23 protein-coding genes are annotated in these 24,196 nt (G+C 71.0%); 17 read left to right on the plus strand and 6 right to left on the minus strand.

Annotated features, from left to right (window positions below; all coding sequences use genetic code 11):
* Nucleotides 1-18: 18 nt before the first annotated feature.
* Nucleotides 19-420 (plus strand): hypothetical protein, encoded by a 402-nt coding sequence (locus H537_RS0104815; RefSeq protein ID WP_028996993.1) that lies wholly within the window; start codon nt 19-21, stop codon nt 418-420.
* 21 nt (nt 421-441) lie between these two features.
* Here H537_RS0104815 and H537_RS52335 read toward each other — a convergent pair whose 3' ends face one another.
* The 3 genes from H537_RS52335 to recQ form a co-directional block, all read right to left on the minus strand.
* Entirely contained in the window at nt 442-1,926 is a 1,485-nt protein-coding gene (locus tag H537_RS52335) for a tannase/feruloyl esterase family alpha/beta hydrolase (RefSeq protein WP_156901403.1), read from the minus strand.
* Nucleotides 1,923-4,184, minus strand: coding sequence for a 3-hydroxybutyrate oligomer hydrolase family protein (locus H537_RS52340; RefSeq protein WP_211234964.1), 2,262 nt, complete (start codon nt 4,182-4,184; stop codon nt 1,923-1,925). Before H537_RS52340 ends, H537_RS52335 begins: the two co-directional genes overlap by 4 nt.
* A gap of 201 nt (nt 4,185-4,385) precedes the next feature.
* Complete coding sequence (gene recQ / locus H537_RS0104830) at nt 4,386-6,269, minus strand: DNA helicase RecQ (RefSeq protein ID WP_028996995.1); 1,884 nt, start codon at nt 6,267-6,269, stop codon at nt 4,386-4,388.
* Nucleotides 6,270-6,410: 141 nt separating this feature from the next.
* On the opposite strand from recQ, the gene ssb reads away from it, so the two are divergent.
* From ssb to H537_RS0104905, 15 genes are all read left to right on the plus strand, one after another.
* The gene (gene ssb, locus H537_RS0104835; RefSeq protein WP_028996996.1) at nt 6,411-6,983 is read left to right on the plus strand and encodes a single-stranded DNA-binding protein; all 573 of its coding nucleotides are present in this window, start codon (nt 6,411-6,413) and stop codon (nt 6,981-6,983) included.
* An 87-nt stretch (nt 6,984-7,070) separates the two neighbouring features.
* Nucleotides 7,071-7,433 (plus strand): thioredoxin family protein, encoded by a 363-nt coding sequence (locus H537_RS0104840; RefSeq protein ID WP_028996997.1) that lies wholly within the window; start codon nt 7,071-7,073, stop codon nt 7,431-7,433.
* A 110-nt stretch (nt 7,434-7,543) separates the two neighbouring features.
* Nucleotides 7,544-8,536 (plus strand): sulfate ABC transporter substrate-binding protein, encoded by a 993-nt coding sequence (locus H537_RS0104845; RefSeq protein ID WP_043458197.1) that lies wholly within the window; start codon nt 7,544-7,546, stop codon nt 8,534-8,536.
* A gap of 21 nt (nt 8,537-8,557) precedes the next feature.
* Nucleotides 8,558-9,394 carry a sulfate ABC transporter permease subunit CysT gene (gene cysT / locus H537_RS0104850; RefSeq protein WP_028996999.1) on the plus strand — a complete coding sequence of 279 codons (837 nt, stop codon included), beginning with the start codon at nt 8,558-8,560 and terminating at the stop codon, nt 9,392-9,394.
* On the plus strand, nt 9,391-10,317 hold the full coding sequence (cysW, locus tag H537_RS41210; RefSeq protein WP_084150429.1) for a sulfate ABC transporter permease subunit CysW: 927 nt from the start codon (nt 9,391-9,393) through the stop codon (nt 10,315-10,317). Before cysT (H537_RS0104850) ends, cysW (H537_RS41210) begins: the two co-directional genes overlap by 4 nt.
* Before the next feature lie 64 nt (nt 10,318-10,381).
* The gene (locus H537_RS0104860; protein ID WP_028997000.1) at nt 10,382-11,368 is read left to right on the plus strand and encodes a sulfate/molybdate ABC transporter ATP-binding protein; all 987 of its coding nucleotides are present in this window, start codon (nt 10,382-10,384) and stop codon (nt 11,366-11,368) included.
* A 282-nt stretch (nt 11,369-11,650) separates the two neighbouring features.
* Nucleotides 11,651-12,670, plus strand: a complete 1,020-nt coding sequence (locus tag H537_RS0104865) for a sulfate ABC transporter substrate-binding protein (protein ID WP_028997001.1) — start codon at nt 11,651-11,653, stop codon at nt 12,668-12,670.
* 138 nt (nt 12,671-12,808) lie between these two features.
* Complete coding sequence (gene cysT / locus H537_RS0104870) at nt 12,809-13,642, plus strand: sulfate ABC transporter permease subunit CysT (RefSeq protein WP_028997002.1); 834 nt, start codon at nt 12,809-12,811, stop codon at nt 13,640-13,642.
* Between the two features lie 11 nt (nt 13,643-13,653).
* Nucleotides 13,654-14,517: a sulfate ABC transporter permease subunit CysW gene (gene cysW / locus H537_RS0104875; RefSeq protein WP_028997003.1), complete on the plus strand. Its 864-nt coding sequence runs from the start codon at nt 13,654-13,656 to the stop codon at nt 14,515-14,517.
* Between the two features lie 6 nt (nt 14,518-14,523).
* On the plus strand, nt 14,524-15,588 hold the full coding sequence (locus H537_RS0104880; RefSeq protein WP_028997004.1) for a sulfate/molybdate ABC transporter ATP-binding protein: 1,065 nt from the start codon (nt 14,524-14,526) through the stop codon (nt 15,586-15,588).
* Nucleotides 15,589-15,670: 82 nt separating this feature from the next.
* Nucleotides 15,671-16,699, plus strand: coding sequence for an amino acid ABC transporter substrate-binding protein (locus H537_RS0104885; protein ID WP_028997005.1), 1,029 nt, complete (start codon nt 15,671-15,673; stop codon nt 16,697-16,699).
* Between the two features lie 74 nt (nt 16,700-16,773).
* Complete coding sequence (locus H537_RS0104890; RefSeq protein WP_028997006.1) at nt 16,774-17,730, plus strand: amino acid ABC transporter permease; 957 nt, start codon at nt 16,774-16,776, stop codon at nt 17,728-17,730.
* The gene (locus H537_RS41215) at nt 17,730-18,839 is read left to right on the plus strand and encodes an amino acid ABC transporter permease (protein WP_084150431.1); all 1,110 of its coding nucleotides are present in this window, start codon (nt 17,730-17,732) and stop codon (nt 18,837-18,839) included. Before H537_RS0104890 ends, H537_RS41215 begins: the two co-directional genes overlap by 1 nt.
* 5 nt (nt 18,840-18,844) lie before the next feature.
* A complete protein-coding gene (locus H537_RS41220) occupies nt 18,845-19,639 on the plus strand; it encodes an amino acid ABC transporter ATP-binding protein (RefSeq protein ID WP_051241854.1) in 795 nt (264 codons plus the stop codon).
* Nucleotides 19,640-19,698: 59 nt separating this feature from the next.
* Entirely contained in the window at nt 19,699-20,295 is a 597-nt protein-coding gene (locus H537_RS0104905) for a nitroreductase family protein (protein ID WP_028997007.1), read from the plus strand.
* Nucleotides 20,296-20,305: 10 nt separating this feature from the next.
* Here H537_RS0104905 and H537_RS0104910 read toward each other — a convergent pair whose 3' ends face one another.
* The 3 genes from H537_RS0104910 to H537_RS0104920 all read right to left on the minus strand — a co-directional run bounded on the left by H537_RS0104910 (nt 20,306) and on the right by H537_RS0104920 (nt 23,074).
* Complete coding sequence (locus H537_RS0104910) at nt 20,306-21,253, minus strand: CysB family HTH-type transcriptional regulator (RefSeq protein WP_028997008.1); 948 nt, start codon at nt 21,251-21,253, stop codon at nt 20,306-20,308.
* A gap of 160 nt (nt 21,254-21,413) precedes the next feature.
* Nucleotides 21,414-22,574, minus strand: a complete 1,161-nt coding sequence (gene mnmA, locus H537_RS0104915; protein ID WP_051241858.1) for a tRNA 2-thiouridine(34) synthase MnmA — start codon at nt 22,572-22,574, stop codon at nt 21,414-21,416.
* A complete protein-coding gene (locus H537_RS0104920) occupies nt 22,571-23,074 on the minus strand; it encodes an NUDIX hydrolase (protein ID WP_028997010.1) in 504 nt (167 codons plus the stop codon). The genes mnmA and H537_RS0104920 overlap by 4 nt, the downstream gene beginning before the upstream one ends.
* A 127-nt stretch (nt 23,075-23,201) precedes the next feature.
* Here H537_RS0104920 and H537_RS0104925 point away from each other — a divergent pair.
* Nucleotides 23,202-24,196 (plus strand): Re/Si-specific NAD(P)(+) transhydrogenase subunit alpha (locus H537_RS0104925; RefSeq protein WP_028997011.1); only part of this gene is annotated, 995 nt, incomplete at its 3' end.

The following is a 24,196-nucleotide window of genomic DNA, read 5'->3' on the forward strand; positions in this document are numbered from 1 at the left end:
CGTCCGGCCGCCTCGACCATGAGCCCGCGCCGCGGGTCCCGGCGCGCTGCCGGGGCGGCGCTGCTGGCCGCCACGCTGCTGCTGGGCGGCTGCGGCGGCGGCGTCTGGGTGGGCGTCGGTCCGGATGATGACCCGCCCGGCGTGGCGCTGGCGGTCTCGCCCACGCAGGCCGTGCCCGGCCAGACCGTCGCGCTGCTGGCCGACGCGCGTGACGACTACCACGTGGACTACGTCGCCTTCTACCAGCTGCTGCCCGACGGCAGCGCCGTGCGGCTGGGCATCCAGTTCACGCCGCCCTACCAGCTCAACGTCGTGCTGCCCACCGACGCGGCCCCGCTCACGCAGTTCTTCGCCCGCGCCGTGGACGACGTGGGCCAGTTCGCCGACAGCGCGGTGGCGACGGTGCAGGTGCTGCGCTGAGCCGGGCCGAGGGCCCCGTGCTCAGCGCGTGGCGCAGCTGAAGCTGGCGGCCTGGTTCACGTCGCCCGTGCCCTGGTAGCGCGGCCAGCTCGGGTACTCGCACAGCGGGCGCGTGCGGCCCGGCACGCCCACGGTGTCGGCCACCACCTGGTTCATCGGCGCCACGCCCCGCTCCACCCAGTTCTCCAGCGCCGTGAGCGAGTCCCACGCGGCGCCGAACTGGTTGCTGACCGAGTGCCCGTAGCCGGGGATCTCGTAGTAGCGCAGGAAGCTGGCGGTGGCGGCGTCGCCCATGGTCTTGCGCACGCGCACCACGAACTGCTGCGTGGCGCGGTTGCTCACCAGCGCGTCATGCACGCCATGGGCCAGCAGCAGCTTGCCGCCGCGGGCGCGGAAGACCGAGAAGTCGGTGCGGTTGGCGTCCTGCAGCTCGATGAGCTGGACGATGCGCTGCTGCCACACCCCCGGCCGCTCCGGGTCCAGCGCCAGGGAGTTGAACATCGTGTCGTCGGTGACGAAGTAGCGCACCCACTGGTCCCAGAAGGTGCTGCTGTAAGGCGGGCTGGTCGCCACGCCCGTCAGGCTGGCCAGGCCCACGCCGGTCATGGGATAGGCGCTGGGCGCGTCGGTGCCCAGGCCCAGCGTCAGCACCGCGGACTGCGCCGGGTTGGGCACCGCGAAGCCGAAGTCGGTGCCCCAGGTCGTCAGGCCGGGGTAGTTCTTCTCGCCGCTGGGCAGCGTGAAGGTGGGCACGGTCGGGGTGTTGAGCACTTTGAAGGCGGCGATCTGCGCGTCCGTGAGGCAGCCGTCGCCGGAGGTGCCGGGGGCGCAGCGCAGCGGCTGGTCGCCGACGGTGGCGGTGGCCGGATCGAAGCTGGTGTCGCAGGCGGCCTGGTGGCTGATGAGGCCGTCCTCCACGCCGTCGAGCGCGTCGCAGGCCTGCAGCGCGGCCTTGTACAGCGCCTGGCGCTGCGGCAGCCCCGGGAAGGCGCCGGGCTGGGCCAGCGCGCGCGTCATGCGGCCGAAGTGCAGGTTCAGCACCGCCGCGTTCCAGGCCGGGTACAGCGCGATGGCGCCGTCGAAGTCCCGCGGCCAGCGCTCCACGGCCAGCAGCGCCTCGCGCCCGCCGGTGGAGCCGCCGGCGAAGTAGGTGCGCTGCACCTCGCGGCCGTAGTAGGCCCCGATCAGCGCGACGGCGGTGTCGCGCGTCTTCTTGAGGGCGTCGCCGGCGAAGTTGCGGCGCGCCTCCAGGTTGGCGCCGAAGCTGCCGTCGCGGCTCGCCCCGGCGGGCGGGCGCAGCGACTGGTGGCCCGAGTCGCTGCCGAACACGGCGTAGCCGCGCGCCAGCGGCAGGGGCTGGTCCACGGGCCCGGCGGGCACGTTGCCGGCCGCGTTCGGCACGGTGCCGCTGTAGCCGCCGCCGCATGAAAAAGCCGGGCCGCGAAAGCGGCCCGGCTTGCAGAGCGCAGCCGGCGTGGGAGCCGGCTGGTGTGCGGAGGGCGTCAGTTCGGCACGTTGATCGCGTTGCCGCTGAAGCCGATGACGTCGGTCGCCGCCGGCGAGACGGCGATGGCCGGCAGGTTGACGGCGCGCGTGGGCGCCGGCGCCGCGCCGGGCGTGCCGCCGCGCGGCGTGGTGCGTACCACCTGGCTGGGCGGCAGCGCGGTGCCGGACTTCAGGTTCGCGTACATGGCGTTCAGCGCGTCCACGAAGTAGACGTGCAGCGGGATGTAGCGGGTGTCGAAGCCGGTGAAGCCCAGGAAGCCGTCGAAATGCTGGCCGTTGGTGACCTCGACATAGCGCACCGGGCTGGCCGCGCCCTCGGCCACGTGGTTGGCCGCCACGTAGGCGCGCGCGGCGTTGTTCACCGGCAGCAGGGCGTCGCTGCGGCCCGCCACGATCAGCGTGGGCTTGCCGCGCACGTTGGCGGTGGCCAGCGTCTCGGTGATGCCGGTGCGCACGCGCTGGCTCTGCTCCAGCGTCGGGGTGGTGGTGGCGGTCAGCGGCGCGTTGGTGCGCGGGTCGGTGCCCGTGTAGAGCGCGCGCAGGCACATCGCGCTGTCGAAGCCGAAGTCCGCCGTGTTGGTGCTGGGCGAGACGGCCAGGTCCCAGCGCTTGGCGCCGCCCATCGAGTTGTTGACGATCACCGCGGCCGGGGTGCCGTTGGCCGTGCCGTTGGCCACCGCGAAGCTCTGGGCCTTCTGCAGGGGCGTCGCGGCGGTGGCCGTGGCCAGCGGCGCGGGGCTGCCCGTGGCATCCACGCCCGCGAAGCTGACGCCGCACACGTTGTCCGCCACCGAGAAGCGGCCGTAGGCGTTGGCGTACATGCTGGTGACGATCCAGGCGTTGCCCAGCCCGTAATGGGCGTTGTGCATGGTGTCGTTGTAGGTGCCCCAGCCGTAGTTGCGCAGCCGGTTGAGCGCGTCGGTGGCCTGGGTGGCGGTGTCGGCCCCGCTGACCAGCCCGGCCGCGGCCAGCGCGGTGCAGCGGCTGGCCGCGCGCGCGTTCATGCCCGTGAGCGTCATGTAGTTGTGCAAGGACACCTCGGCGCCCATCGAGGCCTCCGGCGCCAGGGCCGCGCAGGGCTGGTAGAGGTTGGCGAAGCTGAAGTAGTCGTACAGCGGCTTGCCGTAGCCGCCCACCGCGACGCCGCCCTGCTGCACGCCGTAGGACGTGGTCGCGAGCTGCGGCGAGGCGCCGGGCTCGCCCGCCACCACCGCGTCGATCAGGCCCTCGGTGTCGAGCTCGGCGGCGCGCAGCACGGCCGTGCCGCCGTTGGACACCGAGGCCGCCATCACCAGCGTGTTGCCGGGGTCGTAGCGGCGCAGCTTGTAGCTGGTGCCCAGGAGCGCGGTGCCGTACTCCTCGTTGAGCACCCACAGCGCGAAGCGCGCGGCGCCCAGCGTGTCGCTGCCCCAGTCCTTCTCGGGGTTGAGCTGCGAGTGCGCCTGCTTGAGCGCGACGCGGCCGGGGAAGGCGGCGAGGAAGGCGCTGCGCACGGCGTCGGTGAGCTGCGCCGCGAAGTTGGCGGGCGAGCCGGTGGCCGTGGCGCTGCGCGCGGCACGGGTGCCGTCGACGCGGTTGACGCTGTCGTCCGCCAGGTCGTGCAGACCGATGCCCTTGCCTGCGTCGGTCATCGCCACCGCGCAGCCGCGCTTGAGGCCCCATTCGGCCACGGTGCCGATGGCGCCGTACACGCCGCGCGAGCCCGAGGACGGCGCCACGACAACGCAGGGATCGCTGGGGTTGAAGCTGGCGGGCACCTGCACCGCCATCGTCACGCGCTTGGTGCCTTCGGGGTTGTCGAGCACGCCGATGTACTCGACGCCGGGGATCAGGCCCTCGCCCAGCGTGTCGTTGCCGGCGAGGTCGATGTTGGGGCCGAACAGCGTGCCGAAGCCGCCGTTGGTGGTGGCGGTGACGGTGGTATCCACCAGCCCGCGGTAGTTGGAGAGGATGGCGTTGCGCCGCAGCTCCAGCGCCGTGGGGTTGAGCGGGTCGGCGTAGGCAGGCGTGGGCGAGGTGCTGGCAAGCCCGGTGCGGCCCAGGCCTGCGGTGAGCAGGTCCTGGGTGTCGGCCGTGGTGCCGGCGCCACGCGCGGTGGCGGTGTAGGCCGTGCGCGACAGCGAGGCGGTGTTCTCCGGCAGGGTGTTAATGGGCGGGTCGTCACCGCCACCCAGGCAGCCCGCGAGCGGGACGCAGAGCAGCGCGGCAGCGGCCGCCACGGGCAGGCGGCGCGGGATACGGATGCTTTCCACGGACATCACATCTCCTTGACGTGTTGTGCAACGCGGGCCTCGTCATCCCTCACCCGCGGCAGTTCGAAGCGAACGTCCCAGGCTACGGGGGCCTGCCTCGCGGGGGCAGTTGCGTGATCGCTTAGGCAAAGACCCGATGCGGGACAACCCGGGGATGGAGCGGATCGGCGGCCCGGCTCGGGCGCCCGGCAGCGCGTCAGCCCGGGCTCAGCGCTCCAGCACGCGCAGGATCTCGCGCCCGTAGGCTTCGAGCTTCTTGGCACCCACGCCGCTGATGTGGCCCAGCGCCTGCAGCGAGTCCGGGCACTCGGCGGCCATCTGCGCCAGCGTGGCGTCGTGGAAGATCACGTAGGCCGGCAGCCCGTGCTCGCGCGCCACCTCGGCGCGCCAGGCCTTGAGCTTGGCGAAGCGCTCCTGGCCCGCGGCGTCCAGCGTCGCGGCCGCGGCCGGCACCCGCTCGCCGCGCTCGGCGCGGCTGGCGCGCGTGCCGCGGGTGCGGGGAGTGGGCTCGCGCGGCTCGCGCAGCACGATGGGCACCTCGCCCTTGAGCACCGCGCGCGCGCTGGCCGTGAGCGCGAGCGTGTTGAACTCGCCCTCGGCCTGCACGTGGCCCAGCGCCACGAGCTGGCGCAGCACGCCGCGCCACTGCGCCTCGGACAGGTCCGCGCCGATGCCGAAGGTGGAGAGCTTGTCGTGCCCGTACTGCGCCACCTTCTCGGTGCGCTTGCCGCGCAGCACGTCCAGGAGCTGGCCGGCGCCGAAGCGCGAGGGCCCGAAGCCGCCGCCGTGCTGCGCGAAGCGGTAGATGCAGGACAGCGCCTTGCGCGCGGCCTCGGTGGCGTCCCAGGTGCGCGGCGGGTGCAGGCAGTTGTCGCAGTTGCCGCAGGGCCGGCTGGCCTCGCCGAAATAGGCCAGCAGCCGCACGCGGCGGCAGTCGTGGGCCTCGGCCAGGGCCAGCAGCGCATCGAGCTTGGCGCGCTGCAGGCGCTTGAAGTCTTCCTCGGCGTCGCTCTCGTCGATCATGCGGCGCTGGTTGACCACGTCGGCCAGGCCGTAGGTCATCCAGGCGTCGGCGGCCTCGCCGTCGCGGCCGGCCCGGCCGGTTTCCTGGTAGTAGGCCTCGATGTTCTTGGGCAGGTCCAGGTGCGCCACGAAGCGCACGTCGGGCTTGTCGATGCCCATGCCGAAGGCGATGGTGGCCACCATCACCAGGTCCTCCTCGCGCAGGAAGCGGTCCTGGTGGCGGCGGCGCACGTCGGCGTCCAGCCCGGCGTGGTAGGGCAGCGCGCGGATGCCCTGCTGCTCCAGCCACTCGGCGGTTTCCTCCACCTTGCGCCGGCTCTGGCAGTAGACGACGCCGGCCTCGCCCTCGTGCTCGTCGCGGATGAAGCGCAGCAGCTGTGCGCGCGGGTTGTCCTTCTCGACGATGGCGTAGCGGATGTTGGGCCGGTCGAAGCTGCTGACGAAGGCCGCCGCGTCCTCCAGCTGCAGCCGCTCCACGATGTCGCGCCGCGTGTGGTCGTCGGCCGTGGCCGTGAGCGCCACGCGCGGCACGCCGGGGTAGCGCTCGTGCAGCGCCGACAGGCCCAGGTATTCCTCGCGGAAGTCGTGTCCCCACTGGCTGACGCAGTGCGCCTCGTCGATGGCGAAGAGGCTCAGCAGGGAGCGCTCGTGCAGCGAGTCGAGCATCGCCAGCATGCGCGGCGTGAGCAGCCGCTCCGGCGCGACGTACAGCAGCACCAGGCGCCCGCTGCGCAGCTCGCGCTCCACCTGCTGTGCCTGCTCGCTGGAGAGCGTGGAGTTGAGGTAGGCGGCGTGCACGCCGGCTTCTTCGAGCGCGCCGACCTGGTCGTGCATCAGCGCGATGAGCGGGCTCACGACGACGGCCACGCCCTGGCCCTGGCGGTGCCGCACGATGGCCGGCACTTGGTAGCACAGGCTCTTGCCACCGCCGGTGGGCATGAGCACCAGCGCGTCGCCGCCGTCGACGACGCGCTCGACGATGGCGGCCTGCGACCCGCGGAAGGCGGTGTAGCCAAAGACCTGCTGCAGCACCTGCAGCGCGGGGGAGGAATCGGGAAGGGCGGCCATGGTGCGGGAAGCCGGCGATGGTAACCGGCCGCCCGCGGCGGGCCTTTCCGGAGGGTTGGCCCAAGGCCCCGGCCCGGGTGCGGCAGGGGGCTTGCGGCACAATCCTGCGTTTACGTACAGATCATCGCGCAGGAGCGTCCCATGGCCAGCGTCAACAAAGTCATCCTCATCGGCAATTGCGGGCGCGACCCGGAAGTGCGCTACACGCCCCAGGGCACGGCCATCTGCAACGTCTCGGTCGCCACCTCCAGCCGCCGCAAGGACCGCAACACCGGCGAGACGGTGGAAGACACCCAGTGGCACCGCGTGACCTTCTACGAGCGCCTGGCCGAGATCGCCGGCGAGTACCTCAAGAAGGGCCGTCCCGTGTACGTCGAAGGCCGCCTGAAGTACGGCAAGTACACCGACAAGGACGGCATCGAGCGCAACACCGTGGACATCGTGGCCGAGCAGATGCAGCTGCTGGGCGGCCGTGAAGGCATGGGCGGCGGCGACGACATGGGCGGTGGCGGCATGGGCATGGGCGGCGGTGGCGGCAGCCGCGGCGGCTACAACCGCGCCCCGGCCCGCGGCGGCGACGACATGGACGGCGGCGGCGCAGCGCCCGCCCCGCGCGCCGCGGCCCCGCGTCCGGCCCCGCAGCGTCCGGCGCCCGCGCCTCAGCAGCGCCCGGCCACCGGCTTCGACGACATGGACGACGACATCCCGTTCTGAGCCCGGTCTTCACCTGGATCAATAAGCGGCCCGAGGGCCGCTTTTTCACGTCCGGGGCCCGCGCGACCTTTGCCACACTTGGAGCCCATGTCCTCCGCTTCCGAACCCCTGCTCGTCGCCTGCCTGTGTGCCGCCTGGTGCGGCACCTGCAAGGAATACCTGCCCGTCTTCGACGCCGCCCGCGACGCCGCCCCGCCGGGCGAGCATTTCATCTGGGTGGACATCGAGGACGACGCGGACGTGGTCGAGGACATCGACGTCGAGAATTTCCCCACGCTGCTCGTGGCCCGCGGCGACACGGTGCTGTACTTCGGCGTGCTCACCCCGCAGCCGGGGCTGCTGGCGCGGCTGCTGCAGGCTGCGCGCGAGGGCAGCCTGAAACCGCAGGTGGGCGACGCCGCCGTCGCCGCCCTGCCGGCGCGCGTGCGCGCCATGTCCGGTAACGCCTGACACCTTCGCCGCGCACGGCTGTGCCCGGCGCATAAGCAAGCGCGCAAACATTCGTTGGTCCGCCTGGGGGGCCTTCCTAGGATGCCCTCATGCATCCAAGGAGGACCTTCATGAAATCGCTGTTCTTGAGCGCGCTGCTGGCCGTGGCGGCCCTTGGCGCCAACGCCCGCGACATCGCGCTGCTCAACGTCTCCTACGACCCCACGCGCGAGCTCTACCAGGACGTCAACGCCGCCTTCGCCAAGCAGTACCAGGCCAAGACTGGCGACAAGATCGACATCAAGCAGTCGCACGGCGGCTCGGGCAAGCAGGCGCGCTCGGTCATCGACGGCCTGGAGGCCGACGTGGTGACGCTGGCGCTGGCCTACGACATCGACGAGATCGCCGCCAAGGCCAAGCTACTGCCGCCCGACTGGCAGAAGCGCCTGCCGCAGAACAGCGCCCCGTACCGCTCCACCATCGTGTTCCTGGTGCGCAAGGGCAACCCGAAGGCGATCAAGGACTGGGACGACCTGGTCAAGCCCGGCGTCTCCGTCATCACCCCCAATCCCAAGACCTCCGGCGGCGCGCGCTGGAACTACCTCGCCGCCTGGGGCTACGCCCAGAAGAAGTACGGCTCCGAGGCCAAGGCGCAGGAGTTCGTCGGCAAGCTGCTGGCCAACGTGCCGGTGCTCGACAGCGGCGCCCGTGGCGCCACCACCACCTTCGTCGAGCGCGGCCTGGGCGACGTGCTGCTGGCCTGGGAGAACGAGGCGCTGCTGGCGCTCAAGGAACTGGGCCCCAGCAAGTTCGACATCGTCGCGCCCTCCGTCTCCATCCTGGCCGAGCCGCCGGTGGCCGTGGTGGACAAGGTCGTGGACAAGAAGGGCACCCGCGCCGCGGCGCAGGCCTACCTGGACTTCCTCTACACGCCCGAAGGCCAGGACATCGTCGGCAAGCACTACTACCGGCCGGTGGACCAGAAGGCCGCGGCCAAGTACGCCCAGCAGTTCCCGCAGCTGAAGCTGTTCACCATCGACGAGGCCTTCGGCGGCTGGGCCAAGGCGCAGCAGGTGCACTTCTCCGACGGCGGCACCTTCGACCGCGTCTTCGCCCGCAAGTAACTCCCTGAAGGGCCTGCCGCCATGCTTTCCCGCCTGCTGCTCAAGCAGCGCAGCGTGCTGCCCGGCTTCAACCTGGCACTCGGCTTCACGCTGCTCTACCTGAGCCTCATCGTGCTGCTGCCGCTGTCGGCGGCCTTCATCAAGACCTCGGGCATGACGCTGCAGGCCTTCTGGGATGCAGTGAGCTCGCCGCGCGTGCTCGCCTCCTACCGGCTGACCTTCGGCGCTTCGCTGGCCGCGGCGCTGGTCAACGCGGTGTTCGGGCTGCTGGTGGCCTGGGTGCTGGTGCGCCAGCAGCTGCCGGGCAAGCGCATCGTCGACGCGCTGGTGGACCTGCCCTTCGCGCTGCCCACCGCCGTCGCCGGCATCGCGCTGACGGCGCTGTACGCGCAGAACGGCTGGATCGGCCAGTTCCTGCCCTTCAAGGTCGCCTTCACGCCGGTGGGCGTGTTCGTGGCGCTGGTCTTCATCGGGCTGCCCTTCGTGGTGCGCACGCTGCAGCCGGTGTTGGAGGACCTGGACCGCAGCGTGGAGGAGGCGGCCGCGACGCTGGGCGCCTCGCGCGCGCAGACCTTCTTCAAGGTGGTGCTGCCGGTGCTGCTGCCCGCGCTGCTCACCGGCTTCACGCTGGCCTTCGCCCGGGCGCTGGGCGAGTACGGCAGCGTGATCTTCATCGCCGGCAACCTGCCCATGGTCAGCGAGATCACGCCGCTGCTGATCATCACCCGCCTGGAGCAGTACGACTACCACGGCGCCACGGCCATCGCCGTGGTGATGCTGGTCGCCAGCTTCGTGCTGCTGCTGCTCATCAACGCGCTGCAGGCCTGGACCCGCCGCCGCCAGGGAGCCACGACATGAGTTCCGTCCTGCCCGTTTCCCCCGTGTCCCTGGGCGCCGCGGCCCTGCCCCGCCCCGCCGCCGCGGCGCGCCGGAAAAAATCCCAGGCCCGGCAGCGCTGGACCAATGCCCTGCTGGCGGGCGTGGCGCTGCTGTTCCTCACGCTGTTCCTGTTCGTGCCGCTGGCCTCGGTGTTCGTGCAGGCCTTCGCCAAGGGCGTGGGCGTGTACTTGGACGCCATCTCGCACCCCGACGCGCTGGCGGCCGTGAAGCTCACGCTGCTGGCGGCCGTGATCTCGGTGCCGCTGAACCTGGTCTTCGGCGTGGCGGCAGCCTGGGCCATCGCCAAGTTCGAGTTCCGCGGCAAGAGCGTGCTGCTCACGCTCATCGACCTGCCTTTCTCGGTCAGCCCCGTCATCGCCGGCCTGATCTACGTGCTGGTGTTCGGCCTGCAGGGCTGGCTGGGCACCTGGCTGCAGGACCAGGACCTGAAGGTCATCTTCGCCGTGCCGGGCATCGTGCTAGCCACCGTCTTCGTCACCTTCCCCTTCGTGGCGCGCGAGCTGATTCCGCTGATGCAGGCGCAGGGCAAGGACCAGGAGGAAGCGGCGCTGGTGCTGGGCGCCTCGGGCTGGCAGACCTTCTGGCACGTGACGGTGCCCAACGTGAAGTGGGCGCTGCTGTACGGGGTGATCCTGTGCAACGCGCGCGCCATGGGCGAGTTCGGCGCCGTGAGCGTGGTCTCGGGCCACATCCGCGGCGTGACCAACACCATGCCGCTGCACATCGAGATTCTCTACAACGAGTACCAGTTTGCCGCCGCCTTCGCCGTGGCCTCGCTGCTGGCCGGGCTGGCCCTGGTGACGCTGGTGCTCAAGGCGCTGGTGGAGCGCCGGGTCAAGGCCGAGTTGCGCGCGCAACAGGCTGCGGAAGCCGCCGCATGAGCCGGATGAACCCTGCCGACCTTCCCCTGAACGAACACGACGCAAGCAAGGACCGGAGAGCCGCATGAGCATCCAGCTGCACCAGATTTCCAAGCGCTTCGGCCCCACCGTGGTGTGCGAGAACGTGGACCTGCACATCCCCGCCGGCGAGATGGTGGCGCTGCTGGGCCCCTCGGGCTCGGGCAAGACCACGCTGCTGCGCATCATGGCCGGGCTGGAGGCGCCCGATGCCGGGCGCGTGTTCATGCACGGCGAGGACGCCACCGACGCCCCGGTGCAGGAGCGCCGCGTGGGCTTCGTGTTCCAGCACTACGCGCTGTTCAACCACCTGAGCGTGCGCGACAACGTGGCCTTCGGGCTGCGCGTGCAGCCGCGCGCGCAGCGGCCGTCCGAGGCGCAGGTCCGCCGCCGCGTGGACGAGCTGCTGGAGCGCGTGCAGCTCAGCGCGCTGGCCGGGCGGCATCCGGGGCAGCTCTCCGGCGGCCAGCGCCAGCGCGTGGCCCTGGCGCGCGCCCTGGCGGTGCAGCCGCAGGTGCTGCTGCTGGACGAGCCCTTCGGCGCGCTGGACGCGCAGGTGCGCAAGGAGCTGCGCCGCTGGCTGCGCCGGCTGCACGAGGACATGCACGTCACCAGCGTCTTCGTCACGCACGACCAGGAGGAGGCCATGGAGGTGGCCGACCGCATCGTGGTGATGAACAAGGGCCGCATCGAGCAGGAGGGCCGCCCGCAGGAGCTCTACGACCGCCCGGCGAGCCCCTTCGTGCTGCAGTTCCTGGGCGACGCGCAGCGCCTGGACGACGGCGGCACGCCGCTGTGGGTGCGCTCGCACGAGATCGCCGTGCATCCCGAGCACGCGCCCGGCCGCCTGTCCGCGACGCTGGTGCACGCGCTGTGCATGGGCCCGCGCATGCGGCTGGGCTTCCAGCGCCCCGACGGCGCCAATGTGGAAGTGGAGCTCACGCGCGAGGAGTTCCAGGCGCAGCCGCTGGACGTGGGCCGCGCCTACCACCTGGAAGCGCGGCGGCCGGCACGCTTCCAGCAGGCGGCTTGAGTCGAGAACCAGGACCCGCCCCCGGCGTTCTGCCCAATCTGCTTGCGGCGGCTTGGGGGCCGCCTGGACTCCCGCCTGCGCGGGAGTGACGAAGCGGTTTTCGAAGCCACGCAGCTCACGGCCAACGCCCTGCGGCGCGCTCCGGGGCCCGGCGGCGCCCCGGCCCGGGGGCGGGCCGGGCATAAGCTTCTGAAAATCCTTTCCTTGGGGCGGCTCGGCGGCCTCGCCTACCATCGCCGCCGTCGAATAAATCCATCCCGCTTTCGCGGGGCCCCTGCCGCCATGACCGTTCGCAATCCCCTGCGCCGCCGCCTCGTCCTCGGAGCCCCGGCCGCCGCGCTCGCCGGCGCCCTGCCCACCCTCGTGCACGCCGCGCCGGTGACGCTGCTCAACGTCAGCTACGACGTCGCGCGCGAGTTCTACAAGGACTACAACAAGGCCTTCGCCGCCTACTGGAAGAAGACCGCCGGCGAGGACATCACGCTCAACCAGTCGCACGGCGGCTCCAGCAAGCAGGCGCGCGCGGTGATCGAGGGCCTGGACGCCGACGTCATCACCATGAACCAGGCGCTGGACATCGACGTGGTGGCCGACAAGGGCCTCATCGCTGCCGACTGGGCCAAGCGCCTGCCCAACAACGCCGCGCCCACCTCCTCGGTGACCATGTTCCTGGTGCGCAAGGGCAATCCCAAGGGCATCAAGGACTGGTCGGACCTGGCCAAGCCCGGCATCAGCGTCGTCATTCCCAACCCCAAGGTCACGGGCAACGGCCGCTACACGTACCTGGGCGTGTGGGGCTCGGTGATCAAGGGCGGCGGCACCCCGGCGCAGGCGCGCGAGCTGACCCAGAAGATCTTCGCCAACGTGCCGGTGTTCGACGGCGGCGGCCGTGCCGCCACCACCACCTTCGCGCAGCGCAACATCGGCGACGTGCTGTGCACCTTCGAGAGCGAGGTGCAGTCCATCGTCGAGGAGTTCGGCAAGAACTTCGACTTCGTCTACCCGTCGCGCACCGTGCTGGCGGAGAACCCGGTGGCCGTCGTCGACAAGGTGGTGGACCGCAAGGGCACGCGCAAGCAGGCCGAGGCCTACCTGAAGTACCTCTGGTCGGAAGAGGCGCAGCAGATCGCCGTGAAGCACAACCTGCGTCCGCGCGACGCCAAGCTGCTGGCCGCGCACGCCAAGGACTTCCCCAACGTCGCCACCTTCACGGTGGACGAGGTCTTCGGCAGCTGGAAGAAGGCGCAGGCCGAGCACTTCAACGACGGCGGCATCTACGACCAGATCATGGCCAAGAAGTAATTCACGCCCGCGGGTGGCCGACAGCGCGCCGCCCGCCCTCGCATCGGCGCCGGCCCTGCTCCCGTGCGCCAGAATTCCCGGTTTCCCTATCCGACAAGGCGCATCCGTTCTCCCGGGCGGCTGCGCCTTGTGCTTGTCATGCTCTTCTCCCGCACCCTGCTCAAGCGCCACAGCGTGCTGCCGGGCTTCGACCTGGCGCTGGGCTTCACGCTGCTGTACCTCAGCCTCGTGGTGCTCATCCCGCTGTCCTCGGCCTTCCTCAAGGCCGCGACCATGACGCCCGAGGGCTTCTGGGACGCCGTGGCCGCGCCGCGCGTGGTGGCCTCCTACCGGCTGACCTTCGGCGCCTCCTTCATCGCGGCGCTGGTCAACGCCTTCTTCGGCCTGCTGATCGCCTGGGTGCTGGTGCGCTACGACTTCCCCGGCCGGCGCCTGGTGGACGCGCTGGTCGACCTGCCCTTCGCGCTGCCCACCGCCGTGGCCGGCATCACGCTCACGGCGCTGTACGCCGAGAACGGCTGGATCGGGCAGTACCTGCCCTTCAAGGTCAGCTTCACGCCGCTGGGCGTGTTCGTGGCGCTGCTGTTCATCGGGCTGCCCTTCGTGGTGCGCACGCTGCAGCCGGTGCTGGAGGACCTGGGCCGCGAGCTGGAGGAAGCCGCCGCCACGCTGGGCGCCACGCGCTGGCAGTGCTTCACGCGCGTGACGCTGCCGATCCTGGCGCCCGCGCTGCTGACCGGCTTCGCGCTGGCCTTCGCCCGCGCTCTAGGCGAGTACGGCAGCGTGATCTTCATCGCCGGCAACCTGCCCATGGTCAGCGAGATCACGCCGCTGATGATCATCTCCAAGCTGGAGCAGTACGACGTGCCCGGCGCCACGGCCATCGCCGTGGTGATGCTGGTGACGAGCTTCGTGATGCTGCTGCTGATCAACTCGCTGCAGGCCTGGTCCCGCCGCCGGGAGGGCCGCTGATGAGCAACCCCATGTCTTCTTCCTCCAGCTTCCCCGACGCGCCGACCACCGAGCCGGCCTGGGTGCGGCGCACGCTCATCGCGGTGGCGCTGGTCTTCCTGACGCTGTTCCTGTTCGTGCCGCTGGTGCTGGTGTTCATCGAGGCCTTCAAGAAGGGCTTCGAGGTCTACCTGGAGGCGATCGTGGAGCCCGATGCCGCCGCGGCCATCAAGCTCACGCTGATCGCCGCGGGCATCTCGGTGCCGCTGAACCTCGTGTTCGGCGTGGCCGCCGCCTGGGCCATCGCGAAGTTCGAGTTCCGGGGCAAGAGCCTGCTGCTCACGCTGATCGACCTGCCCTTCTCGGTCAGCCCGGTGATTGCCGGCCTGATCTACATCCTGGTCTTCGGCTTGCAGGGCTGGCTGGGCGCGTGGCTGCAGCTGCACGAGATCAAGATCATCTTTGCCGTGCCGGCGATCGTGCTGGCCACGCTGTTTATCACCTTCCCCTTCGTGGCGCGCGAGCTCATCCCGCTGATGCAGGCGCAGGGCGTGGAGCAGGAGGAGGCGGCTACGGTGCTGGGCGCCTCGGGCTGGCAGACCTTCCGCCGCGTGACGCTGCCCAACGTGAAGTGGGCGCTGCTGTACGGCGTGATCCTGTGCAACGCGCGCGCCATGGGCGAGTTCGGCGCGGTGAGCGTGGTCTCGGGCCACATCCGCGGCCAGACCAACACCATGCCGCTGCACATCGAGATTCTCTACAACGAGTACCAGTTCGCCGCCGCCTTCGCCGTGGCCTCGCTGCTGGCGGCGCTGGCGCTGGTGACGCTGGCACTGAAGTACATCGTCGAGCGGCGCGTGAAGGCGCAGCTCAAGCAGGCCGGCCGGAGCGAGTGAAGTCCCATGAGCATTGAAGTCAAGAACCTCGTCAAGCGCTTCGGCAGCCTGGCCGTCTGCGACAACCTGAACCTGACCATCAACTCCGGCGAGCTGGTGGCGCTGCTGGGCCCCTCGGGCTCGGGCAAGACCACCCTGCTGCGGATCATCGCGGGGCTGGAGAAGCCCGACAGCGGCAGCGTGCTGTTCCACGGCGACGACGCCACGCGCACGGCGGTGCGCGATCGCAACGTCGGCTTCGTGTTCCAGCACTACGCGCTGTTCCCGCAGATGAACATCTTCGAGAACGTCGCCTTCGGGCTGCGCGTGCGCCCGCGCGCCACGCGGCCGAGCGAGGCGCAGATCCGCGCCAAGGTGATGGAGCTGCTGAAGCTGGTGCAGCTGGACTGGCTGGCCGAGCGCTACCCGCACCAGCTCTCGGGCGGGCAGCGGCAGCGCATCGCCCTGGCACGCGCGTTGGCGGTGGAGCCCAAGGTGCTGCTGCTGGACGAACCCTTCGGCGCGCTGGACGCCAAGGTGCGCAAGGAGCTGCGGCGCTGGCTGCGCCGGCTGCACGACGAGATGCACGTCACCAGCGTCTTCGTCACGCACGATCAGGAAGAGGCCATGGAGGTGGCGGACCGCATCGTGGTGATGAACCAGGGCCGCATCGAGCAGGACGGGCGTCCGGATGAGGTCTACGACCACCCGGCCACGCCCTTCGTGCTGCAGTTCCTGGGCGACGTGAACCTGTTCCACGGGCGCACCGGCCACCACGGTGCCGCGCGCGAGGGCGAGGTCACGATGACCTACGTGCGCCCGCACGAGCTGCAGATCCTGGGCGAGGCGCGCCCGGGCGCGCTGCCCGGGCGGCTGCAGCAGGCGCTGACGGTGGGGCCCAACACGCGGCTGGAGTTCCGGCGCCTGGACGACGAGAGCTACATCGACGTGGAGCTGCCGCGCGCGGAGTACCTGGCGCTGCGCGAACAGCTCAAGCTGGAGCCCGGCAGCCAGGCCTGGCTGCTGCCGCGCCGTGTCACGCGCTTCGTGGAGCGGGCGGAGGAGCCGGAGGATCCGGCGGCGATGATCTGACGCCACGGCACGCGCGGCGGGCCGTTCATTGCCGAAGGACCTGGCCCGGCGGCACGGACACCCGCCCTGCATACTTCCCCGCATGAAAACCCTGACTCCCCTCCTCGCCCCGCTGGCTGCCGCGCTGGCGTTCACTGCCGCGCCGGCGCTGGCCGGCAAGACCCTTGACGCCATCAAGCAGCGCGGCCAGGTCGTGGTCGGCGTGAGCACGGGCGTGGCGGGCTTCTCCGCCGCCGACAGCCAGGGACGTTGGAGCGGCTTCGACGTGGACTTCGGCCGAGCCTTCGCCGCCGCGGTGCTGGGCGACGCCGACAAGGTGCGCTGGGTGCCGCTGAGCTCGCAGCAGCGCTTCACGGCGCTGCAGTCCGGCGAGGTGGACGTGCTCTCGCGCAACACCAGCTTCACGCTCACGCGCGACGCCTCGCTGGGCCTGCAGCAGACCGCCATCAACTTCTTCGACGGCCAGGGCTTCATGGTGCCGGCCAAGACCAAGGTGAAGAGCGCCAAGCAGCTCAAGGGCGCCAGCGTCTGCCTGCAGTCGGGCACCACCACCGAGAAGAACCTCACCGACTTCTCGCGCACCAACAACCTGAACCTCAAGCCCGTGGTGTTCGAGAAGATCGAGGCCGCCAACGCCGCCTACTTCTCCGGCCGCTGCCAGGCCTACACCACCGATGCCTCCGGGCTGGCCGCCATCCGCTCGCGCGAGGCCAAGGACCCGAAGGAGCACGTGATCCTGCCCGAGCTGATTTCCAAGGAGCCGCTGGGCCCGCTGGTGCGCCGCGGCGACGACGAGTGGTTCACGGTCGTGAAGTGGGTCGTCTACGGGCTGATCGAGGCCGAGGAGGCCGGCATCACCCAGGCCAATGCCGACAAGCTCAAGGCCGAGAGCACCGACCCCGTCGTGCAGCGCCTGCTGGGCAAGAGCGACGACATGGGCAAGCTGCTGGGCCTGGACCGCGACTGGCTGCTGCGCGCCGTCAAGGCCGTGGGCAACTACGGCGAGATCTACGAGCGCAACGTCGGCGAGAAGACGCCCGTGGGCCTGCCCCGCGGCAAGAACGCGCTGTGGAGCCAGGGCGGCCTGCTGTACGCGCCGCCGGTGCGCTGATCCGCCAACCCCGTTCACGCTGAGCCCTTCGGCAGGCTCAGCCTGAACGGGCTCATTTCTGGACTGAACGACGGATGAAAGCGACTTCCCGCGCCCGGCTGGCGCAGGCGCTGGTGCTGATCGCGCTGGCGCTGCTGCTGGCCTGGCTGGCGCGCAACACGCTGGCCAACATGGCCGCGCGCGGCATCCAGGCCGGCTGGGACTTCATCGGCGACGCCGCGGGCTTCGACATCGGCGAGGCACCCATCGCCTTCGACGCCGGGCAGAGCTACGGCCGCGCCTTCCTGGTGGGCGTGCTCAACACGCTGCGCGTGGCGCTGGCGGGCATCGCCACGGCCTCGCTGCTGGGCGGCGCCATCGGCTTGGCGCGGCTGTCGCGCAACGCGCTGCTCAGCCGCCTGGCCGGCCTCTACGTCGAGCTGTTCCGCAACGTGCCGCTGCTGGTGCAGCTGCTGCTCTGGTACCTGCTGCTGGTGGAGTACCTGCCCGATCCGGGCGAGCCGCTGCAGCTGGGTTCGTGGTTCCTGCTCAGCAAGGGCGGGCTGTCGCTGCCCTGGCCGGGTGAAGGCGGCTGGAGCCTGCCGCAGCCCGGCCCCTTCGCGGTGGAAGGCGGCGCCACGCTCACGCCCGAGTTCGTGGCGCTGTGGGGCGGCCTGAGCCTCTACACCGCCGCCTTCATCGCCGAGGTGGTGCGCGGCGGCATGCTGGCCGTGCCGCGCGGGCAGACGGAGGCGGCGCTGAGTATCGGCCTGTCGCGTGCGCAGGTGCTGCGGCGCGTGGTGCTGCCGCAGGCGCTGCGGGTGATCGTCCCGCCGCTGGCGAACCAGTACCTGAACCTGACCAAGAACTCCTCGCTGGCCGTGGCCATCGGCTATCCGGACGTGGTCTCCATCGCCAACACCACGCTGAACCAGACCGGGCGCGCGCTGGAGTGCATCAGCCTGATCATGGCCGTGTACCTGTGCACCTCGCTGCTGACCGCAGCGCTGATGCACGCGCTGGACCGCCGCGCGGCCATCCGGGAGCGCTGATGGATCCGCGGGACGACTTCCAGCCCATCCCGGCGCGCCGCCCACCCCCGCCGCCGGAGCTGGCCACGCGGCTGCGCGAGCGGCTCTTCGGCGGCTGGCTCAGCGGCGCGGTGACGCTGGCGATCCTGGCGCTGGCGGCCTGGGCGCTGCCGCGCCTGCTGGACTGGGCGCTGTGGCAGGCGGTGTGGGCGCCCGACGCCGAGGCTTGCCAAGCTGCGCGCGGCCACGGTGCCTGCTGGGGCGTGGTGGCGGAGAAGCACCGGCTGATCCTGTTCGGCCGCTATCCCTTCGAAGCGCACTGGCGCCCCGCCGCGACGCTGGCGCTGTGGGGGCTACTGGCGCTGTGGAGCGTGCTGCGCGGCGGCCGCCCCGGCGGCGGGCGCGCGCTGGCCTGGGGCTGGGTCGCCGGACTGCTGGCGGGCGTGGGGCTGCTGCGCGGCGGCTTCGCGGGGCTGCCGCTGGTGACCACCGACCAGTGGGGCGGACTGCCGCTGACGCTGCTGCTGGCGCTGGTCGCCATCGCGCTGGCCTTTCCGCTTGCGGTGGCGCTGGCGCTGGCGCGGCGCTCGGGGCCGCCGCTGCTGCGCGGGCTGGCCACGCTCTACATCGAGCTCGTCCGCGGCGTGCCGCTGGTGTCGGTGCTGTTCATGGCGAGTTTCATCTTTCCGCTGCTGCTGCCGCCGGGAAGCAACCCGGACGTGCTGCTGCGCGTGCTCGCCGGGCTGTCGCTCTTTGCCGCCGCGTACCTGGCCGAGACCATCCGCGCCGGGCTGCAGTCGGTGCCGCTGGCGCAGGCCCAGGCCGCGCGCAGCCTGGGCCTGACGCCGTGGCAGGTGCAGCGCCTGGTGCTGCTGCCGCAGGCGCTGCGCGCGGTGATGCCGGCGCTGCTCAACAGCTTCATCTCGACCTTCAAGGACAGCTCGCTGGTGACCATCGTCAGCCTCTACGAGCTCACCGGCGCGCTGGGCCTGGCGCTCAACGGCGACCCGGTGTGGCGGCCGTTCAAGGTGGAGGGCTACCTGTTCGTGACCGCGATCTATTTCATCGGCTGCGCCGCGATGTCGGCCGGCGGGCGCTGGGCGGAAGCGCGCTGGCGGCGCGGAGGCTGAGACACATGGCGAACGATCGTGATCCCGCCCCGCTGGTGCGCTTCGAGCGCGTCAACAAGTGGTTCGGAGCGCAGCACGTGCTGCGCGACGTCGACCTGGCGATCCAGCCCGGCGAGCGCGTGGTGCTGTGCGGGCCGTCGGGCAGCGGCAAGTCCACGCTGCTGCGCTGCGTGAACCGGCTGGAGTCGTTCCAGGAGGGCCGGCTGACGGTGGACGGCGTGGTGTTCGAGCCCGGGCGGCGCGAGGACGAGCGCGCGCTGCAGGCGCTGCGCCGGCGCGTCGGGATGGTGTTCCAGCAGTTCAACCTGTTCCCGCACCTCACCGTGCTGGAGAACCTGGCGCTGGGCCCCGAGCTGGCCGGCGAGCCTCGGCTGCAGGTGCGCGAGCGCGCCCTGGCGCAACTGGCGCGGGTGCAGGTGGCGGAGCAGGCGGATAAATACCCGCTGCAGCTCTCGGGCGGGCAGCAGCAGCGGGTGGCCATCGCGCGGGCGCTGGTGCAGGCGCCGCGGCTGCTGCTGTTCGACGAGCCCACGTCGGCGCTGGACCCGGAGATGGTGCAGGAGGTGCTGGACGTGATGCGCGCGCTGGCCGACCAGGGCCAGGCCATGCTGTGCGTCACCCACGAGATGGGCTTCGCGCGCGCGGTGGCCGACCGCGTGGTGTTCATGGACGAGGGGCAGATCGTCGAGGAGGCGCCGGCGGCGCAGTTCTTCGAGGCGCCGCGCAGGGCGCGCACGCGCGCCTTCCTGCAGCGGGTACTGGACCCGGCGGGCGCGGCGCCGGGGTTCCCCCACGCCTGAAACGAGTGGTTGCGCGCGGCACACTGCCGCCCTTCCTCAATCACCCTGCGATGCCGCCCATGACCGACGTGCGCCAGCCCGATTTCCGTATCGATCCCCAGTTCACCGAGCGCTGGTCGCCCCGCGCCTTCACCGGCGAGGCGCTGGAGCGGGCCACGCTGATGACGATCCTGGAAGCCGCGCGCTGGGCGCCCTCGGGCTCCAACCTGCAGCCCTGGCGCTTCGTCTATGGCCTGCGCGGCACGCCGGCCTTCGAGACGCTGGCCTCCACGCTGGCCGAGGGCAACCGCGCCTGGGCGCCGCAGGCCGGTGCGCTGGTGCTGGTGCTGTCGCGCACGCAGCGCGTGGTGCCCGGCAAGGAGCAACCGCAGCCCATCGTCTCGCACGCCTTCGACGCGGGCGCGGCCTGGATGAGCCTGGCGCTGCAGGCCCAGGCGCTGGACCTGCACGCGCACGCGATGGGCGGCTTCGACCGCGCCATGGCGCGCGAGCGGCTGGGCGTGCCCAAGGACGTGGAGCTGCACGCCGTGGTGGCGCTGGGCCGGCGCGGCGAGGCGTCGCTGCTGCCGCCGTCGCTGCAGGAGCGCGAGCAGCCCAGCGGGCGGCTGCCGCTGTCGGCGCTGGTGGCCGAGGGGCGGTTCGAGTTCGAGGGCTGAGCGTCCGGCTTTAAAGCGGCGCCGGCTCGGCCGCCGAGGCGCGCGTGGCCTGGGCCTGCATCACGATCTCGGGCTTCAGGTGCGGCGCGAAGGACTGGATGAAGTCGTAGGCGTAGGCGCGCAGCAGCGCGCCGCGGCGCAGGCCGATGCTGGTGGTGTTGATGGCGAACAGGTGCCGCGCATCGATGGCCCGCAGCGGCTGGTCGCGCTCCTCGTCGAAGGCGATGGAGGCCACGATGCCCACGCCCATGCCCAGGCCCACGTAGGTCTTGATCACGTCAGCGTCCATGGCGCTGAGCACCAGCTGCATGTTCAGCCCAGCGCGGCGGAAGGCGTCGTCGATGGTGCCGCGGCCTGTGTAGCCGACGTCGTAGGTGATCAGCGGGTAGGCCGCCAGCCGTTGCAGCGTCAACGGGCCCTGCAGCAGCTCGTGCTCCGGCGGCACCACCACCGAGTGCGTCCAGCGGTAGCACGAGAGCGCCACCAGCCCGTCCTGCTCGGCCAGCGACTGCGTGGCGATGCCGATGTCGGCCTCGCCGCTGGCCAGCATCTGCGCGATCTGCTGCGGCGAGCCCTGGTGCAGCTTGAGGCTCACGCCGGGATGGCGGGACTGGAAGTCGCGCACCACCGCCGGCAGCGCGTAGCGCGCCTGCGAGTGCGTGGCGGCAATGGAGAGCGTGCCCACGTCGCCCTTGCTGAAGTCCTCGCCGATGCGGTGCAGGTTCTGCGCCTCGGTGAGCAGCCGCTCCACCACCGGCAGCAGGGCGCGCCCGGGCGCGGTCAGCCCCGTGAGGCGCTTGCCCTGGCGCACGAAGATCTCGATGCCCAGCTCCTGCTCCAGCTCGCGGATCTGGCGGCTCACGCCGGGCTGCGAGGTGTGCAGGGCCTGGGCGACTTCGGTCAGGTTGAAGCCGCAGCGTACGGCCTCGCGCACGGATCGCAGTTGCTGGAAATTCATGGCGGCTCCCGTTATTGATGCTCGCTGGGATTATTTGAAGCCGCGTTTGATGAGCCAACGAAGGGTTAAGTGCTTGTTCATGCGGTAAGCGCATGAACTGTCCGGTCCCTGTGCGCCGAAGGGATTAAGCCGGCCTCTGGCGGACGGCCGGCACGTCCCGTCAGTCCGGGCTGGCCGTGGCGATGACGCCGCCGCCCAGGCAGACCTCGCCGTCATAGAGCACGGCCGACTGGCCCGGCGTGACGGCCCACTGCGGCTGATCGAAATGCAGCGCGACCGCGTCCGGCGCGGGCAGCGACAGCCGGCAAGGGGCGTCGGACTGGCGGTAGCGCGTCTTGGCTGCCAGCGCGCCGGGTGCGGGCGTGCGGCCCGCCACCCAGCTCAAGTCCTGCGCCACCAGCGAGCGGCTCAGCAGCCAGGGGTGGTCGTGGCCCTGCACCGCGTAGAGCGTGTTGGTAGCCGGGTCCTTGCGCGCAACGTACCAGGGTTCATGCTCACCACCACCGCGGGGAGCGCCCTTCTCCTTCACGCCGCCGATGCCCAGGCCCTGCCGCTGTCCAAGGGTGTAGAAGCTCAGGCCCACGTGTTCGCCGATCTTGCGGCCGCGCGCGTCCTTGATCGGCCCGGGCTGGTTGGAAAGGTAGCGGTTGAGGAACTCGCGGAACGGGCGCTCGCCGATGAAGCAGATGCCGGTGGAGTCCTTCTTCTTGGCGTTGGGCAGGCCGGCCTCGGTGGCGATGCGCCGCACCTCGGTCTTGGGCAGCTCGCCCACGGGGAACAGGGTGCGCGAGAGCTGCGGCTGGTTGAGGCGGTGCAGGAAGTAGCTCTGGTCCTTGAGCGGGTCCAGGCCCTTGAGCAGCTGGAACTCGCCGGCCACCTCGCGCACTCGCGCGTAATGGCCGGTGGCGATCTTCTCGGCGCCCAGGCGCATGGCGTGGTCCAGGAAGGCCTTGAACTTGATCTCGGCGTTGCACAGCACGTCAGGGTTGGGCGTGCGGTTGGCCTGGTACTCGCGCAGGAACTCGGCGAAGACGCGGTCCTTGTACTCGGCGGCGAAGTTGACGTGCTCGATCTCGATGCCGATGACCTCGGCCACGCTGGCGGCGTCGATGAAGTCCTGGCGCGACGAGCAGAACTCGCTGTTGTCGTCGTCTTCCCAGTTCTTCATGAAGATGCCGACCACCTCGTGGCCCTGCTGCTTGAGCAGCCAGGCGCTGACGGCGGAGTCCACCCCGCCGCTGAGGCCCACCACCACGCGCCGGGGCCGCGCGCCGGTGTGCACCGCCGGGGCGGCGGTCGAAGAAAGCTCGGTACTGCTCATGCCTTGATCTGGGGCGCGAAGACGCTGGGGTCGGTGGTGATGAGGTCCATCGGGTAACGCTTGCCCGACAGGTAGTCCTCGATGCCCCGCATCAGCAGCGGGTTGCGGTGGCGGTGGGTGTTGGCGCGGATCTCGGCCGGCGTCATCCACAGCGTGCGCACGATGCCCTCATCGAGTACCCAGCCGGGCTGCGGCGCGCTGGCCGTACCGGCGAAGGCGAAGCGCAGGTAGGTGATGTCCTCGCCCGTGCCCTGCCGGTACACGCGCGAGAGGTACACGCCCACGAGCTGCGTGGGCACGAACACGCAGCCGGTCTCTTCCAGAACCTCGCGCGCCACGCCTTGCAGCAGCGATTCACCCGGGTTGAGATGGCCGGCCGGGTTGTTCAGGCGCAATCCCTCGGCCGTGTGCTCCTCCACGAGCAGGAAGCGATGCTCCCCATCGACCACCTTGCCGATGAGCGCCGCGACGGTGACGTTGGGTTTCCATCGTTCTGACATGGGCGCGATGGTAGCTTCCGACCAACGCCCGCACCTTACCAAGGCCGGATTTTGGTCCGTAGCTTTCTATAAGGTGGTATAGAAGAGCGTAATGTGAAATTTTCACGATCATGGAAGGAGACAAGCCATGCTGATCGGAGTGCCGCTGGAGACGGCGGCGGGAGAGACCCGGGTCGCGGTGACGCCGGAGACCGCGAAAAAGCTCAAGGCGCAAGGGCACCAGCTCTTCGTGCAGTCCGGTGCCGGCCTGGCCGCTGCCGCGCCCGATGCGGCCTACGCCGCGGTGGGCGCCGAGATCGTGGACGCCAAAGCGGCGCTGGGCTGCGACCTGGTGCTCAAGGTGCGCTCGCCGTCCGCCGAGGAGCTGCCGCTCATGAAGCGCGGCGCGACGGTGGTCGGCATGCTCAATCCCTTCGACCGCGAAGGCCTGGAGCGTCTGGCCGCTGCCGGCGTGACCGGCTTCGCGCTGGAGGCCGCCCCGCGCACGACGCGTGCGCAGAGCATGGACGTGCTCTCATCCCAAGCCAACATCGCCGGCTACAAGGCCGTGATCATCGCGGCCGACCGCTACCAGAAGTTCTTCCCGATGCTCATGACCGCCGCCGGCACCGTGAAGGCCGCGCGCGTGGTGATCCTGGGCGTGGGCGTGGCAGGGCTGCAGGCCATCGCCACGGCCAAGCGGCTCGGCGCCGTGATCGAGGCCTCCGACGTGCGCCCCTCCGTGAAGGAGCAGGTCGAGTCGCTGGGCGCCAAGTTCATCGACGTGCCCTACGAGACGGCCGAGGAGAAGGAAGCGGCCGAGGGCGTGGGCGGCTATGCGCGGCCGATGCCCGAGAGCTGGCTCGCGCGCCAGCGCGCCGAGGTGGCCAAGCGCGTGGCGGCGGCCGACGTGGTGATTTCCACCGCGCTCATTCCCGGACGCCCGGCACCGAAGCTGGTGTCGGCGGAGATGGTGCAGTCCATGAAGCCCGGTTCAGTGGTCGTGGACCTGGCGGCGGCCAACGGCGGCAACTGCGCGCTGACGGTGCCCGGACAGATCGTGCAGGCGCACGGCGTGACGATCGTCGGCGAGACCAACCTGCCCGCGCTCGTGGCGGCGGACGCCTCGGCGCTGTACGCGCG

It is taken from the genome of Azohydromonas australica DSM 1124 (genome assembly GCF_000430725.1).
GTDB lineage: Bacteria > Pseudomonadota > Gammaproteobacteria > Burkholderiales > Burkholderiaceae_C > Azohydromonas > Azohydromonas australica.